We start from the raw sequence: 13,953 nt of genomic DNA, 5'->3' as shown, positions 1-13,953 counted from the left end.
GGGGTATATGCCGGACCCGGCAACGCCCGAGCGCTTCGTCACCTCGGAGGAAATGCTCGGCCTTGTTCAGGGTTTGAGTCGCACATGCGCCGCGAGTTCGCGCCATGCCGATGCGCCGATTTCACAGGAACTGTTTCGGCGGATAGGAGACGAAGGCCAGCGCTTGGTTGAAGCCACGAGGCTTCTGGGCCTCTGGTCCATAGATGGCGCGTACCTCCTTGCCGGATTACGTCGCGATATAGCGACCGAACTCGTGGTGCTGCTGCTGAATGTTCAGACATCGTACCAGAATTTTGCAGATCAGAAGAGCGATTCAAGGCCGCCAAATTGACGCCTCGGCAGCAAAGAAACAAGGCCGCCACGAGGACGCTGCTTGTCGCGGAACCGACCAAAGGCAAGCGAAGGAGAGCACGATGCCCGATTCACAAAAACTGCTGATGATGTAGAAGCAGCCAACCGACGCGACTTTCTTTACTATACAACCACAGCAGCAGGAACAGTTGCCGCAGGGGCCGCGGTCTGGTCATTGGCCGATTCCATGAACCCCTCGGCCGATGTGATCAGTCAGTCAACGATTGCCGTAGATTTGACCGGCGTACAATTGGGGTCGCGGATAACCGTCAAATGGGCTGGCAAGCCAGTCTTCATTTGGCGTCGCACGCCTGAGACCGTCGCAAAGGCAAGGGCCACTCCACTTGATGATCTTCCCGATCCGATTGATGACAGCGAGGGAAATCCCAATATCAATGAACCCTTGCCTGCCCTCGACGCGAACCGAGCGACCGATGAAGCAGGCGAGTGGTTGATCGTGATAAGTATCTGCACGCACCTTGGCTGTGTGCCGATCGGTCAAGATGGATCCAGCGTCGGAGAATTTGGCGGGTGGTTCTGTCCGTGTCACGGATCGCATTACGATCTGTCAGGCCGAATTCGAAAAGGTCCCGCACCGCGCAACCTCGATATTCCGCCTTATAGTCTCGGGTCCGACCTGCTGCTGAAGGTTGGAATTGCGTGATCTAGCAGAAAATACGCGAAATCTACCGTTTTCCCTGTAATGGAATGTCGTGGTGGGCGTCTCCGATCTGAAACCTTAATTGAAGGAGGCCTAGATGGACCAGAAAACCACCCAAAGCGAAAACCCAAAATCCGGCGGCTGCTGTAGCAGTCATTCCGTCAGCTTGGCCGCCGATCTCGAGCCCGTGGCCCGGGCGACTGCTTCGCCGTCCAAGGGATGCTGTTGCAGCAAAAACTGAAGCTAACCGCGAAGAAACCTTACATGGCGAGAAGGTCAGGCCAGTAATTTGGCAATGAAAGGAGATCACAGTCATGATCACGCTAAGCGCAATTGTAGGGCTCTCTACCCTGCTTCTAATCCATTCATCTCGCTCGCTGCGAAATAGCGAAATTGCCATCCCGATTTTCCTCGACCGGTGTCGCGTAGCCCTTAATTGTGAGATGGGAAATCCAAGGGAGTGGGCAAAACCTGGGGGTCACGCGGCTCTTTGGTACGCGCCGGTTAGCCGACCGTCGAGAACCGCGGCGCGGACAACGGCCACGCGGTGGGCTCCCTTGGGCGACCATCTCATGCGGCGGCGCTTGCCCATGCGGGTGTTCCCGATGTCGTCCACGCAGCCCTCTGCCCGGGACGAAGAAATCGGAAGACCCGCGCGGTACCGCCGACCATAGTCGGTCAGGCTGTCCATGTTGTTTGCAAGGTATGAGTACAGATCGCGGCACCGGGCTTGCACTCGCCGGGCCGCATCAGTCGCCACGCGGTCATCTGTAGCCAGCCGCGTGCAATCGACCATCAACCATTGGAGACTGGTCGTGGCCGTTAGAACTTTTCCATGCCAAAGGTACCATCGCAGCGTTTCGGCGGGACGTTTGAACAGCACTGGAATGCCGGAGAAGCCCCTGCTCTGCAGCAGGCCCTTTACGGCGTTCTCAACGTGCTGAATGCGCATCGAGATATGCCACCAGTCGAGAATGTGGCGAACCTTTCCACCGACGGCGACGCGCACGAGGTTCGGCAGGGCGGGTTCCCCGTCCGAAATCACCGTGACGGTTTGTTTGTGATCCCAACCGAGAGCCCTCAAGTCCTGGCGAAGCTGGCTGGCAGGTGACAGGACTGCCTGCTGAACAAGGCCGAAGCGGCGGCACTTGTCGTGGCTTTCGATCTTGCCAACCACAACATCGAGGTGTCGCTTCTGGTATTCCGGTCGGCATCGGATATGCGCACCGTCCAGGAAAACCGTCAACGCAGACGCCTCTTCGGCGGCCGAAGGAACTACAGGCTGAGTCTGCTCGCTGTCGCAGATCTCCCGGGAGACTTTGCCCAGACGATTGCGCACCGATGTATTCACCTGCTTCGCGCAAGGCAGGAAGGTTTCCAGGATTCGTGCCGCTTCCCGGAAGGAATGCCGTGCCCCAAGTTCGGCCTGAAGGCGTTGCAGTTCCGGAGTCGACCGGTCCGGAAAAAAATGAGCGAGTGGCGAAAGCGGTCCGCCCAGGACGTCGTCGGATTTTGTATCGCAGGCGCAGCGACGAATGCGCGGCGCCTTGACCTGGAACCTGCCGAAGAGGGTGTCGAGCACCCGAGGCCGATAATCATGTATGGCTCGGACCTCGTCGCAGTCAGGACATATTCTGCTGGCTTCGGAAACTTCCTCGATCTGGTCGAGCAGGATCGCATTCTGTAATTGCCCCAGGATCGTCTTCGCATCTTCGAGTAACAACCCGAACCCCTCAGGCTGCGTGCGTCGAAACGGGCGGGACAAACGGCCGAGAGGATGCCTCTTTGTGGTTCCGTTCTCAAAGGTCGTCTCGACTATAATCCGCACGTCCATGGCAGTTCCCCTCTCAATGAACCACCAACATACACAGACACCCCCAGGTTTTGCCCACTCCCGACGGGCGGAATTTCCAGGTTTCTGTACCGCGCCTCAACATACCGGCCATCGTCCAGTTCGACCCAGATCATTGAGATATCGCGAGGATCGTAGCGAACGACCACCTTTCCATCCCCGCGCCCAATGTGGCCTGCAAGGGCATCGGACCAGTACCTTATCTGGAACAGATGGATGCCGTCACGCCTGATCTTGCGCAGTTCACTCGGCAGGAAGCTCACCTGAAAGGCTTCCATCTCGAAGGGGATGTCGCCTGTCATTTGCTCTGAGAGCGCCTCCCATTTGGCAACGGGCGTGCAGCCAAGACTTGAATGAATGCTGTTGTTGTAACGGCAGATTTCCAGAGCAAACCAGCGATCGAATTCGCTCAACGTCATCGTGGCCTTGCTTTCGGCGTCATAGTCGCCCTTTGCCGCGATCGAGGATTGCGTTGTTCCCGGCAACAGGTGAACGGCCCCCATCATGGTGCCGATCAACCGTTCGATGTGACCACCGAAGTGAGGACTTGCTGGCGGTCGATAGACCAGATCGATCCCCCAATCCGCACAGGCCGACCGAAAGGCGCGCGACCGGAAATCGCGACCGTTATCGACGTGGATGCTGTGCGGTTTGCCCTGTGCCGGCCAAGGAACATCGCACGCCAATTCCGCAAGAAGTTCCTCCTTGAGGGCCACCGCCTGTGTCAGGCAAAGCGCCACTGACAGACGCGAAGGTGCCTCGAGAGAGGTGTAATATCCGGTCACCATCCGCGTTGCGACGTCGATCGCCAGCGTGACCCAAGGCCGCCCAATTGGTTTGCGTTCAAAGCCGTCGACAAGAATGATGTCCGCCGGTGTATGATCAATTTGGACGATCTCCAGTGGCATACTGGCCTTGTTCTCACCTGTGACCGGCGCAAATTTCTGGCGGGCCGCCTTTGCGCCCTCTCGTGCCTTCGCAACTTCGCGGGCATCCATCGCATCCAGACGACGCTGAACCGTTCGCCGTGTCGGCGGTTGCAAGCCCTCCTGCCAGCAAGCGCTGCGGATTTCTGTCACGACGCGCGACAAGCTCGAACGCTCCCGGCGCAAGAAATAGCGGCGAAGGTGCTCCTCGATTACCGCTTCGACTTTGCTGGATATTAACATCGTCCCGGTCGGGCGGCCCCGTTTCCGCGGAGCCAGAGCGCTGGTGCGCCCACCCTCTTCCGCCAACCGTTTTATCCAACGCCAGACCGTCGCCCTGCTGACACCAAGCTCCCAAACGGCGTCATTGATGCCACGTTCCAGGCTGCCAGTCCCATTGAGATATGCCTGAACAAGAGGGCGCAGCACCGCGGCCCTGCGCGCCTCTTCAGCACCAACAGCAACGCAGTCTTCGCCATCATCATTCATCGATATTTGCCGCAAATGTCTGTGAACCCTGTCTCAGGTTTAAGGGCAAAAATATCAGAATTAAAGGCAAAATCTCATATTTAAGGGCAAAACTCAGCCGTTGATTTCGTTGGATTTGGGAGTGGGCAAAACCTGGGGGTGTCTGTGTATGTTGGTGGTTCATTGAGAGGGGAACTGCCATGGACGTGCGGATTATAGTCGAGACGACCTTTGAGAACGGAACCACAAAGAGGCATCCTCTCGGCCGTTTGTCCCGCCCGTTTCGACGCACGCAGCCTGAGGGGTTCGGGTTGTTACTCGAAGATGCGAAGACGATCCTGGGGCAATTACAGAATGCGATCCTGCTCGACCAGATCGAGGAAGTTTCCGAAGCCAGCAGAATATGTCCTGACTGCGACGAGGTCCGAGCCATACATGATTATCGGCCTCGGGTGCTCGACACCCTCTTCGGCAGGTTCCAGGTCAAGGCGCCGCGCATTCGTCGCTGCGCCTGCGATACAAAATCCGACGACGTCCTGGGCGGACCGCTTTCGCCACTCGCTCATTTTTTTCCGGACCGGTCGACTCCGGAACTGCAACGCCTTCAGGCCGAACTTGGGGCACGGCATTCCTTCCGGGAAGCGGCACGAATCCTGGAAACCTTCCTGCCTTGCGCGAAGCAGGTGAATACATCGGTGCGCAATCGTCTGGGCAAAGTCTCCCGGGAGATCTGCGACAGCGAGCAGACTCAGCCTGTAGTTCCTTCGGCCGCCGAAGAGGCGTCTGCGTTGACGGTTTTCCTGGACGGTGCGCATATCCGATGCCGACCGGAATACCAGAAGCGACACCTCGATGTTGTGGTTGGCAAGATCGAAAGCCACGACAAGTGCCGCCGCTTCGGCCTTGTTCAGCAGGCAGTCCTGTCACCTGCCAGCCAGCTTCGCCAGGACTTGAGGGCTCTCGGTTGGGATCACAAACAAACCGTCACGGTGATTTCGGACGGGGAACCCGCCCTGCCGAACCTCGTGCGCGTCGCCGTCGGTGGAAAGGTTCGCCACATTCTCGACTGGTGGCATATCTCGATGCGCATTCAGCACGTTGAGAACGCCGTAAAGGGCCTGCTGCAGAGCAGGGGCTTCTCCGGCATTCCAGTGCTGTTCAAACGTCCCGCCGAAACGCTGCGATGGTACCTTTGGCATGGAAAAGTTCTAACGGCCACGACCAGTCTCCAATGGTTGATGGTCGATTGCACGCGGCTGGCTACAGATGACCGCGTGGCGACTGATGCGGCCCGGCGAGTGCAAGCCCGGTGCCGCGATCTGTACTCATACCTTGCAAACAACATGGACAGCCTGACCGACTATGGTCGGCGGTACCGCGCGGGTCTTCCGATTTCTTCGTCCCGGGCAGAGGGCTGCGTGGACGACATCGGGAACACCCGCATGGGCAAGCGCCGCCGCATGAGATGGTCGCCCAAGGGAGCCCACCGCGTGGCCGTTGTCCGCGCCGCGGTTCTCGACGGTCGGCTAACCGGCGCGTACCAAAGAGCCGCGTGACCCCCAGGTTTTGCCCACTCCCTTGGATTTCCCATCTCACAATTAAGGGCTACGCGACAAGGGGGCAATCATTCACGCCGAAGATATCACACCTGAAGACGCTCCGCGCATCCTGGCAATCCTCGATCGGGAGGGCCGTCTCGTTCTGGCCGGAGCTACCTGTGATGGCGGGGTCGCATGGTGCCACCCGGTCTCGGATGCCGCCGAAGCCCGCGCCGTCGTGTCCGAGGCCAGCCAGACCCGCGCGCAGGCCATGCGGGCGGCCGAGTGGCATGAACATGGCCTCGCGCGACGGCTGCGGCACCACGCCAACCTTCTCGATGCCCGTCTTGTCGATCCGCTCTGGCGTGTCTTCGCGTCTCGCGCCCTGCAGATCGCGGCGTGACGCCCGAGAGTCAGAGAAGGGCAGGGGAGGATGTGAGCCTGCGAGGACGAGAGAGAGCCTCGGGGTTCAGATCCCTTTCCTCATTCCGGAGTTTCCAATGTCCAAGATCGAACCCACCCTGGCCGCGCCGATGGCGCCGTCCAGGATTGATTTCGCCGCCGTGCTGGCTCGGCAGTCCGAGCGTGACGCGCGGATCGCAGCTTTGCGACCGGCCAACAAGGAGCGCCTCTTCGATGGCCTGACTGCCGCGGGCATCACACATGTGACTGTGTGTTTCGACGGCTATGGCGACAGCGGTCAGGTTGAGAGTATCGCTGCCTACGCTGGCGAGACCGAGGTTGTTTTCCCCAAGACCGAGATCGCCTATGCCGCATTGACCTGGGACGACCCGGAGGTCGAGACGCGGGCGCTTTCGCTGGAAGATGTCGTCGAGCAACTGGCCTACGACTTGCTGTCTGACACCCATGGAGGTTGGGAAAACAACGACGGGGCTTACGGCGAATTCTGCTTCGACGCGCGCGCGCGCTCCATCCACCTCGAGTTCAACGAGCGCTTCACCTCGTCCGAACTCACCACCCACGATTTCTGAGGGGGCGGCGATGGCACATCCCTACCACCACGCCCTGTCCTCGGTGAAGAAATGGGGCGGCACGGTCGACGACTTCATGGCAGTGCATTCCTGGTTTGACCAGAGCAAGGAGATCACGGCCGATTTTCGGCACCGGGCGCTGCGCCACCATGCGGAGGGCATCTTCATGGCCGAGACGATTTTCGGCCAGACCCTCTCGCTCTCGACCGGGCGCATCATCCCGACCCGCTGGGTGGGAGAGCAACATGTGAAGGAAGACCTCGGCTTCATTCCGAGCTTCGCCGATTGGGTGAAGGCCATTCGGCCCGAGCCTTGGATGGGTCGGACCGAACGGATCGAGGCACAGGTCGATCCGCATCTCGTCTCGCCCGTGGTCGAGGTAACGTGACATGACCGATCCCACTTATCTAAGTCTTGGCTTGCCGCTGACCGCTTCGCCACTGGCAGTGGTTCGCGCGGCGATCCGGGCGCTGCACCCCAACACACGCGCCGTTTGCGGCCTCCGAACCGCGCGCAAGCATTTCTACCGGCAAATGCTCTGCGCGCATGCCGCACGAAAGGCGGCAGACGACACGTCGATCGGCTGATCGCTCCCGGCCGACCCTTCATCCCGATTCAGTACCCGGCCTCTTGGCCGGGTCTTCCCCATTAAGGAGGTTCCCATGGCAGAATACTTCACCCATTTCTCGTGCCTGCTCGACGTCGGCAGCCCCGACAAGGCTGCCCGTGCACTCGCGCTGTTCCAGGAACTGCGCGCTGCGGATCAGGACGCCGACGACCCGGATATCGCTGGCTTCGATCTCATGCGCCAGGACGCGCCCGAGGGCAGCAGCCTCTGGATCCATGATGACGGGAACGGCGATGTCGAAGCCGTCATCCGCTTCGTCCTGCGTCTTGCTGAAGAGCTCGACCTCACCGGCCCTTGGGGGTTCCAGTATTCTCTGACCTGCTCTCGGCCACGACTCGACGCCTTTGGTGGCGGCGCGCATGCCATCGATCTCGGTGCGCGCAAATCCATCGGCTGGTCCAGCACGCAAGAATGGCTGGCCGCCGCATTGAACGGGGAGGACATCGATGCCTGAGGTGATCTGCACCACCGTCTACCAGTTCCCCGAACTCTCGGATGCCGCCAAGGAGAAGGCCCGCAACTGGTATCGCGACCTTGGACCCCACGACGACTGGTGGGATGCGGTCTATGAGGATTTCGAGCGGGTCTGCGAAATCCTCGGCATCTGCCTGAAGACCACCGCCGTCCGCCTGATGGGTGGCGGGGCGCGGGCCAAGCCTTGCATCTGGTTTTCCGGTTTCTGGAGCCAGGGCGACGGCGCCTGCTTCGAGGGCTACTGGTCCCACGCCAAGGGCGCGGCCACGCGCATCCGGGACTACGCCCCGACCGACGCGACGCTGCATGGCATCGCCGACCGTCTGCAGGCCATCCAGCGGCGAAACTTCTACCAACTCGCCGCCGAGGCCAGCCACCGTGGCCGCTACTACCATGAATACACCATGTCGATCGACGTCACGCGGGACAGTCCGAGGTGGCAGCCGCCGACCGAGGACGCCGAGGAGCTCGTGACCGAGGCGCTGCGCGATCTGGCCCGCTGGCTCTACCGCCAGCTCGAAGCCGAATACGACCACCTCACCTCGGACGAGGCCATCGAGGAGGGGATCATCGTCAACGAGTATACGTTCACGGAAGGAGGGCGGCGGTTCGGGTAACAGTGATCAAAGTGCAAGGTTCATTTGATCTTTACAGTAAGTCCATATGGACTATATTGAAGCCAATGGAGGACGCCATGTACGTTGCAGAGAAAATCCGGGAACCCGCACAGATCAACACCGTCGCGTTGAAAGCTTATGCACGCGTGGCCGATGCTTGGGGTCTCAGTCTCAAGGAAGCGGCTGGCCTTGCCGACATGTCAGAGAGCACATGGAAGCGCGCCAAGAAGCCGGATTTCGCCGGAGAGCTCACCAAGGACCAACTGCTGCGGCTCAGCGCTGTAATTGGCATCTTCAAGTCGCTCGAACTCTACTTCTCGGAGCCGCTGGCAAAAAGCTGGTTCACCCGACCGAACAAGGGGCCGCTCTTTGGTGGAAGCCGACCAGTCGACACCGCCATCGACGGGGGTTTGCCGCAGATCCTCGCGGTTCGGACCTATCTTGATGCGTTGCGTGGTGGGGCATGAAGCAGACCGAGATTTCCGATCGCGGTCTCGTTCGTCTCCTGCCCGCCACCTACCACAAGCCACCATCGCTGCGCGGTCTCGTCGATACCGATGACGAGATGGAGATCTTGGCAGAGATCGAGGGCCTGACCAGTGGGCGTCTACAGGCCGAACGCGGGCGCAACCCGCATCTGGACCCGCGCGAACTCGCTTGGCAACGCCGCAGCCGCGATCTGCGCATCTATGGGGACAGTCACGTCAACGCAGCCTTCACTTACACCCGCGTCGGCGGAAACCGCTTCAACGCCGAGGAGCGCGGCGCGTGGTACTGCGCATGGGATGTGAGGGTTTCTGTCAGCGAAGTGGCCTGGCACCGCACACGCGAACTCGGCTTTACCGGCAGCTTCCAGGACAGCGCCCGCTATGTGGAATTGCTGGCCGACTTCATCGGCGTCTTCGATGACATGACCGGTGAGGCAGATCATCCGGCGCTGCATCCGGATCCGGCTGTCGGGTATCCCGAGGGCCAAAGCCTGGCACAGCATCTACGTCGGGGCGGATCCAAGGGCCTGATTTACCCTTCGGTCCGGGCTCCTGCACCGGGCGGGAATTGCCTGGTCTGCTTCGAGCCCCACGCAATTCAGAACGTCCGGCCGGGCGCGTCTTGGGATCTTGTGTGGGATGGGACACCGCACTACTCGATTGCGGCTGTCGGCTGACAAGTTACAGCGCATGCGCCTTTGGGGGTCCGAAAAAATGAAACAGGCAAACGACAACAGCGCGGACGTCACGAACTTGAAGCCATGTGACCATCAGCCGTTCTTTGAGGCGTTGGACTGTCCGCCCCCACCGACCGACGCACTACGAGCAGCGTTTCGTAGGCGGAAGGAAGCCTTGGTGGATTCGTGCGCCGACTCGCCATCCACCAACTGACACCCATCACTTATTCCCGTCGATCCACTTCGACATGAGCCCCTTGTCGCGGAAGCATTCGTCCGGAACGGCGCGCCGTTTGATCCGGGCGAGTTTCTCCGCGAAGGCTACTTGCTTGGACGTGGGCAGCCGGTCCATGTCCGATACAGGCTTCAGCCGGGCCTGAACCTCGATCCAAGCGCTCAAAGATCGCCGGTCTTGCTGAACCTCCCAGAGCAGGAGCGTCCGGTTGCGCAGGGCGAGCGACCGCGCATAGGCAATCTGCTTGGGTGTTACGGGCAGGGCGCGGGTGCTGCTTTCCATGGTGGAACCCCCTTTCTGGCTTGGCTCTGAAAATAGAACATAACAAGAACAAAATCAAGCCAAGCGTCGGGAACACCTTGGTGCGAGAGGGAGAGAGGGGCCGGGAAAGATCAGGTCCGAGGCTGCCCGAGAGAGGGAGTCCGGGCCTGATCCTGTCCTTCATTCCGGAGTTTCCCGATGACCCATCTTGCCCCTGGTGCGCAGGCGTCCTTGCCTGCGCCCATTGTCCCGTTGGCAGCAAATCCTGCCTCTGCGATCGTTGCTGTTGCCGAAGCGCTGCAGCCCGATCTGGCGCAAGGGCTTCAGATCGACGCGCTGCGCCTGCGCCGCGAGATGGAACATGCCTTTGGCGGTTCCGATGCGACCGGTGCTTGGGACTGGAAGCTCGCCTATGAGGCGGGCGAGGTGGCGCTGGTCCTCTTTCTGCGAAAGTTCGGTCGGGCGCTGCTTGCGCGTGCCGGCTCGCCTGCGGCGCTGTTGCCGATCCTCGCCAAGGTGGCAGGTCTCTTGCCCACGCACACCCGGCGGTCGGAAGAGATGGAGCGGTTTCAGCAATTCAGCACGCCCTTGCCCATGGGACTGGCGGCACTGGCGGCAGCACAGATCACGCCCCGCGACCTGGTCCTCGAGCCGTCTGCCGGGACCGGGCTCCTGGCGATCCTTGCCGAGATCGCGGGCGGCAATCTTTCGCTGAACGAGCTGGCCGAAACCCGCGTCGATCTCCTTCGGCTGCTTTTCCCGGGCCGACCGGTCACCCGGTTCGATGCCGCGCAGATCGATGATCATCTCGACGCCTCCTCAAGCCCGAGCGTCATCCTGATGAACCCGCCCTTCTCGGCCCAAGCCAATGTCGATGGTCGGTCGACCGAGGCGACGGCCCGGCATCTGCGCTCGTCGCTCGCGCGCCTGGCCCCCGGCGGGCGGCTCGTCGCCATCACAGGGGCCGGTTTCGCGCCGGATGCGCCGGCCTCGGCCGAGACCTTCGGCCGTATGACCGAGACGGCCCATCTCGTCTTCACCAGCGCGGTGTCGGGCGCCGCTTTCGCCAAGCACGGCACCAGCTTCGAGACGCGGATTTCTGTCTTCGACAAATGCCGCGGCGGCGAGCCGGGCGGCACCACCGCAGACCTGCGCCAACCCATGTCTAGGGACGTGGCGCATCTGATGTCCCGGGTCACTGCAGAGATTCCGCCGCGCCTCGAACTGGAACAGGCCGCAAATGCAGGTCTGTTCCATTCTTCCCTCTTCCCGGGAAGTCCTGCCCGCGCCACACACACAACCACCAGCCGATCGCGCGCGACCTCTGCGGCTAAAATGGCGAAACCCGAAACGCCGATTGAGGCCGAAGAACTGTACTACGCTCTCCGCGACGCCGCCGAGGACGAAGATGCCGCACGGCTGTCCGACGCGATCTACGAGACCTTCCGTCTGCAGGCTATCGACATCCCAGACGCCGCATCGCACCCGACCAAGCTTGTGCAATCGGCGGCCATGGCCTCTGTCGCACCTCCGAAACCGAGCTATCGCCCCAAGCTTCCGGCGACCATCCTGCGCGACGGCCTGCTGTCAGACGCGCAGCTCGAGACCGTCATCTATGCGGGGGAGGCGCATGGCGCGCATCTCACGGGGTCTTGGACCGCGGATGAGACCGGAGACGTGGTCTCCGCTGCAGCGGACGATGCCGCTGACGCCGTCCACTTCCGCCGGGGTTTCTTCCTCGGCGATGGCACCGGGGCGGGCAAGGGCCGCCAGTCGGCCGGGATCCTGCTCGACAACTGGGCCCGAGGAAGACGCAAGGCGCTGTGGATCTCAAAGAGCGACAAGCTGCTGGAAGATGCGCAGCGCGACTGGTCGGCGCTCGGGCAGGAGCGCCTGCTGGTGACGCCGCTCTCGCGCTTTGCCCAAGGCCGCGACATCCCGCTTACCGAGGGCATTCTCTTCACCACCTATGCGACGCTGCGTTCGGAAGAACGAGGTGGGAAGAAATCCCGCGTCGACCAGATCGTCGACTGGCTCGGGGCAGATTTCGACGGGGTGATCCTCTTCGACGAAAGCCATGCCATGGCCAATGCCGCCGGCGGCAAAGGCGAGCGCGGCGATACCATGGCCTCGCAGCAGGGCAGGGCGGGCCTGCGCCTTCAATACAAACTTCCGAATGCCCGCGTGGTCTATGTCTCGGCGACGGGGGCGACGACGGTTCACAACCTCGCCTATGCGCAGCGGCTCGGTCTTTGGGGTGGGGAAGACTTTCCGTTCGCCACCCGCGCGGAATTCGTCGAGGCCATCGAGGCAGGCGGCGTCGCCGCGATGGAGGTCCTCGCCCGCGACCTGCGGTCGCTTGGCCTCTACACCGCCCGGTCGCTTTCCTATGACGGTGTCGAGTACGAGATGCTCGAGCATGCGCTGACCCCCGAGCAGTGCGGCATCTACGATGCCTATGCCGGGGCCTTCGCCATTATCCACAACAACCTTGCCGCCGCAATGGAGGCGGCCAACATCACGGGTGACAGCGGCACTCTGAACCGCCAGGCCAAATCCGCCGCTCGCTCGGCCTTCGAGAGCGCCAAGCAGCGCTTCTTCGGCCATCTGTTGACCAGCATGAAAACCCCCACCCTCATTTCCAGCATCGAGGCTGATCTCGCGGCAGGCCATGCGGCCGTCATCCAGATCGTCTCGACCGGCGAGGCGCTGATGGAACGCCGTCTCTCGGAGATTCCGACCGAGGAATGGAACGACATCCGCGTCGACATCACTCCCAGGGAATATGTGCTGGACTACCTCGCCCATTCCTTCCCGGTGCAGCTCTACGAGCCGTTCACCGACAGTGAGGGCAATCTGTCTTCCCGACCGGTCGTCCGCGATGGTCAGCCGGTCGAATGCCGCGAGGCAGCACGCAGGCGCGATGCGCTGATCGAGAAGCTGGCGTCACTGCCGCCCGTCCCGGGCGCGCTCGACCAGATCGTGCAGCGCTTCGGCACCGATCTCGTGGCCGAGGTCACGGGCCGCTCGCGCCGCATCGTTCGCAAGGGCGAGGGTCCTGCCGCGCGGCTTGTCGTGGAAAGCCGAGCCGGATCGGCCAACCTCGCGGAAACCGCCGCTTTCATGGATGACCAGAAGCGCATCCTGATCTTCTCCGACGCGGGCGGCACGGGGCGCAGCTATCACGCCGATCTCGGGGCCAAGAACCAGCGCCTGCGGGTCCATTACCTTCTGGAACCGGGCTGGAAGGCGGATGCTGCCATCCAGGGCCTCGGGCGGACGAACCGCACCAATCAGGCGCAGCCGCCGCTGTTCCGGCCTGTGGCCACCGATGTGAAAGCAGAGAAGCGGTTCCTCTCCACCATCGCCCGTCGTCTCGACACGCTGGGGGCCATCACGCGCGGCCAGCGCCAGACCGGCGGGCAGGGGCTGTTCCGACCCGAGGACAACCTCGAAAGCCCATACGCCCGTGATGCTTTGCGCCAACTCTACCGTCGTATCTATCGCGGCGATGTCGCGGGCTGCTCGCTCGGCGCTTTCGAGGATGCCACCGGTCTCAGCCTTACCGATGACAATGGTCTGAAGGACGAGTTGCCGCCGATCACGACCTTCCTCAATCGTCTGCTCGCGTTGACGATCAACATGCAGGCCGTGCTCTTCTCGGCTTTCGAGGAATTGCTCGATCAACGGATCGAGGGGGCCATCGCCGCCGGGTCTATGACCTCGGCCTCGAGACGCTGCGCGCCGAGAGCTTCCGCGTAACCGATGCAAGGGTCATCTACACC

Annotated in this window: 14 protein-coding genes and 1 pseudogene; 12 read left to right on the top strand and 3 right to left on the bottom strand. The window is 61.7% G+C overall.

What is annotated here, in order from left to right; all coding sequences use genetic code 11:
* Positions 1 to 7: 7 nt before the first annotated feature.
* Both RIdsm_RS28200 and petA read left to right on the top strand, forming a co-directional pair.
* Positions 8 to 331, top strand: a complete 324-nt coding sequence (locus RIdsm_RS28200; RefSeq protein ID WP_143100590.1) for a hypothetical protein — start codon at positions 8 to 10, stop codon at positions 329 to 331.
* 42 nt (positions 332 to 373) lie between these two features.
* The gene (gene petA, locus RIdsm_RS28195) at positions 374 to 1,015 is read left to right on the top strand and encodes a ubiquinol-cytochrome c reductase iron-sulfur subunit (RefSeq protein ID WP_074940830.1); all 642 of its coding nucleotides are present in this window, start codon (positions 374 to 376) and stop codon (positions 1,013 to 1,015) included.
* Between the two features lie 475 nt (positions 1,016 to 1,490).
* Here the strand turns inward: petA and RIdsm_RS28190 are convergent, their stop codons facing one another.
* Complete coding sequence (locus RIdsm_RS28190) at positions 1,491 to 2,846, bottom strand: ISKra4 family transposase (protein ID WP_151175244.1); 1,356 nt, start codon at positions 2,844 to 2,846, stop codon at positions 1,491 to 1,493.
* Positions 2,828 to 4,279, bottom strand: coding sequence for a Mu transposase C-terminal domain-containing protein (locus RIdsm_RS28185; RefSeq protein WP_244955864.1), 1,452 nt, complete (start codon positions 4,277 to 4,279; stop codon positions 2,828 to 2,830). Before RIdsm_RS28185 ends, RIdsm_RS28190 begins: the two co-directional genes overlap by 19 nt.
* Before the next feature lie 179 nt (positions 4,280 to 4,458).
* Here RIdsm_RS28185 and RIdsm_RS28180 point away from each other — a divergent pair, with 179 nt between their 5' ends.
* The 9 genes and pseudogenes from RIdsm_RS28180 to RIdsm_RS28140 all read left to right on the top strand — a co-directional run bounded on the left by RIdsm_RS28180 (position 4,459) and on the right by RIdsm_RS28140 (position 9,672).
* On the top strand, positions 4,459 to 5,814 hold the full coding sequence (locus RIdsm_RS28180; RefSeq protein ID WP_151175244.1) for an ISKra4 family transposase: 1,356 nt from the start codon (positions 4,459 to 4,461) through the stop codon (positions 5,812 to 5,814).
* Between the two features lie 58 nt (positions 5,815 to 5,872).
* A pseudogene (locus RIdsm_RS28175) lies at positions 5,873 to 6,199 on the top strand (DNA repair protein RadC); the annotation flags it as partial.
* Positions 6,200 to 6,296: 97 nt separating this feature from the next.
* Positions 6,297 to 6,788, top strand: a complete 492-nt coding sequence (locus RIdsm_RS28170; protein WP_043872312.1) for a DUF6878 family protein — start codon at positions 6,297 to 6,299, stop codon at positions 6,786 to 6,788.
* Positions 6,789 to 6,798: 10 nt separating this feature from the next.
* Positions 6,799 to 7,176 carry a DUF6915 family protein gene (locus RIdsm_RS28165; RefSeq protein WP_043872313.1) on the top strand — a complete coding sequence of 126 codons (378 nt, stop codon included), beginning with the start codon at positions 6,799 to 6,801 and terminating at the stop codon, positions 7,174 to 7,176.
* 1 nt (position 7,177) lies between these two features.
* On the top strand, positions 7,178 to 7,375 hold the full coding sequence (locus tag RIdsm_RS28160; protein WP_074743401.1) for a hypothetical protein: 198 nt from the start codon (positions 7,178 to 7,180) through the stop codon (positions 7,373 to 7,375).
* 75 nt (positions 7,376 to 7,450) lie between these two features.
* Positions 7,451 to 7,870, top strand: a complete 420-nt coding sequence (locus RIdsm_RS28155) for a hypothetical protein (protein WP_043872314.1) — start codon at positions 7,451 to 7,453, stop codon at positions 7,868 to 7,870.
* Positions 7,863 to 8,507: a hypothetical protein gene (locus RIdsm_RS28150; protein WP_043872315.1), complete on the top strand. Its 645-nt coding sequence runs from the start codon at positions 7,863 to 7,865 to the stop codon at positions 8,505 to 8,507. Before RIdsm_RS28155 ends, RIdsm_RS28150 begins: the two co-directional genes overlap by 8 nt.
* 65 nt (positions 8,508 to 8,572) lie before the next feature.
* Positions 8,573 to 8,974 carry an MbcA/ParS/Xre antitoxin family protein gene (locus tag RIdsm_RS28145; RefSeq protein WP_043872363.1) on the top strand — a complete coding sequence of 134 codons (402 nt, stop codon included), beginning with the start codon at positions 8,573 to 8,575 and terminating at the stop codon, positions 8,972 to 8,974.
* On the top strand, positions 8,971 to 9,672 hold the full coding sequence (locus RIdsm_RS28140; RefSeq protein WP_043872316.1) for an RES family NAD+ phosphorylase: 702 nt from the start codon (positions 8,971 to 8,973) through the stop codon (positions 9,670 to 9,672). The genes RIdsm_RS28145 and RIdsm_RS28140 overlap by 4 nt, the downstream gene beginning before the upstream one ends.
* Before the next feature lie 220 nt (positions 9,673 to 9,892).
* Here RIdsm_RS28140 and RIdsm_RS28135 read toward each other — a convergent pair whose 3' ends face one another.
* Positions 9,893 to 10,189, bottom strand: a complete 297-nt coding sequence (locus RIdsm_RS28135; RefSeq protein WP_038070134.1) for a hypothetical protein — start codon at positions 10,187 to 10,189, stop codon at positions 9,893 to 9,895.
* A 177-nt stretch (positions 10,190 to 10,366) separates the two neighbouring features.
* On the opposite strand from RIdsm_RS28135, the gene RIdsm_RS28130 reads away from it, so the two are divergent.
* A complete protein-coding gene (locus tag RIdsm_RS28130) occupies positions 10,367 to 13,930 on the top strand; it encodes a strawberry notch family protein (RefSeq protein ID WP_420854138.1) in 3,564 nt (1,187 codons plus the stop codon).
* Positions 13,931 to 13,953: the final 23 nt, after the last annotated feature.

The organism is Roseovarius indicus, assembly GCF_008728195.1.
In the GTDB taxonomy this organism is placed as follows: Bacteria; Pseudomonadota; Alphaproteobacteria; order Rhodobacterales; family Rhodobacteraceae; genus Roseovarius; species Roseovarius indicus.
This window is presented reverse-complemented; position numbering and strand designations above follow the sequence as displayed.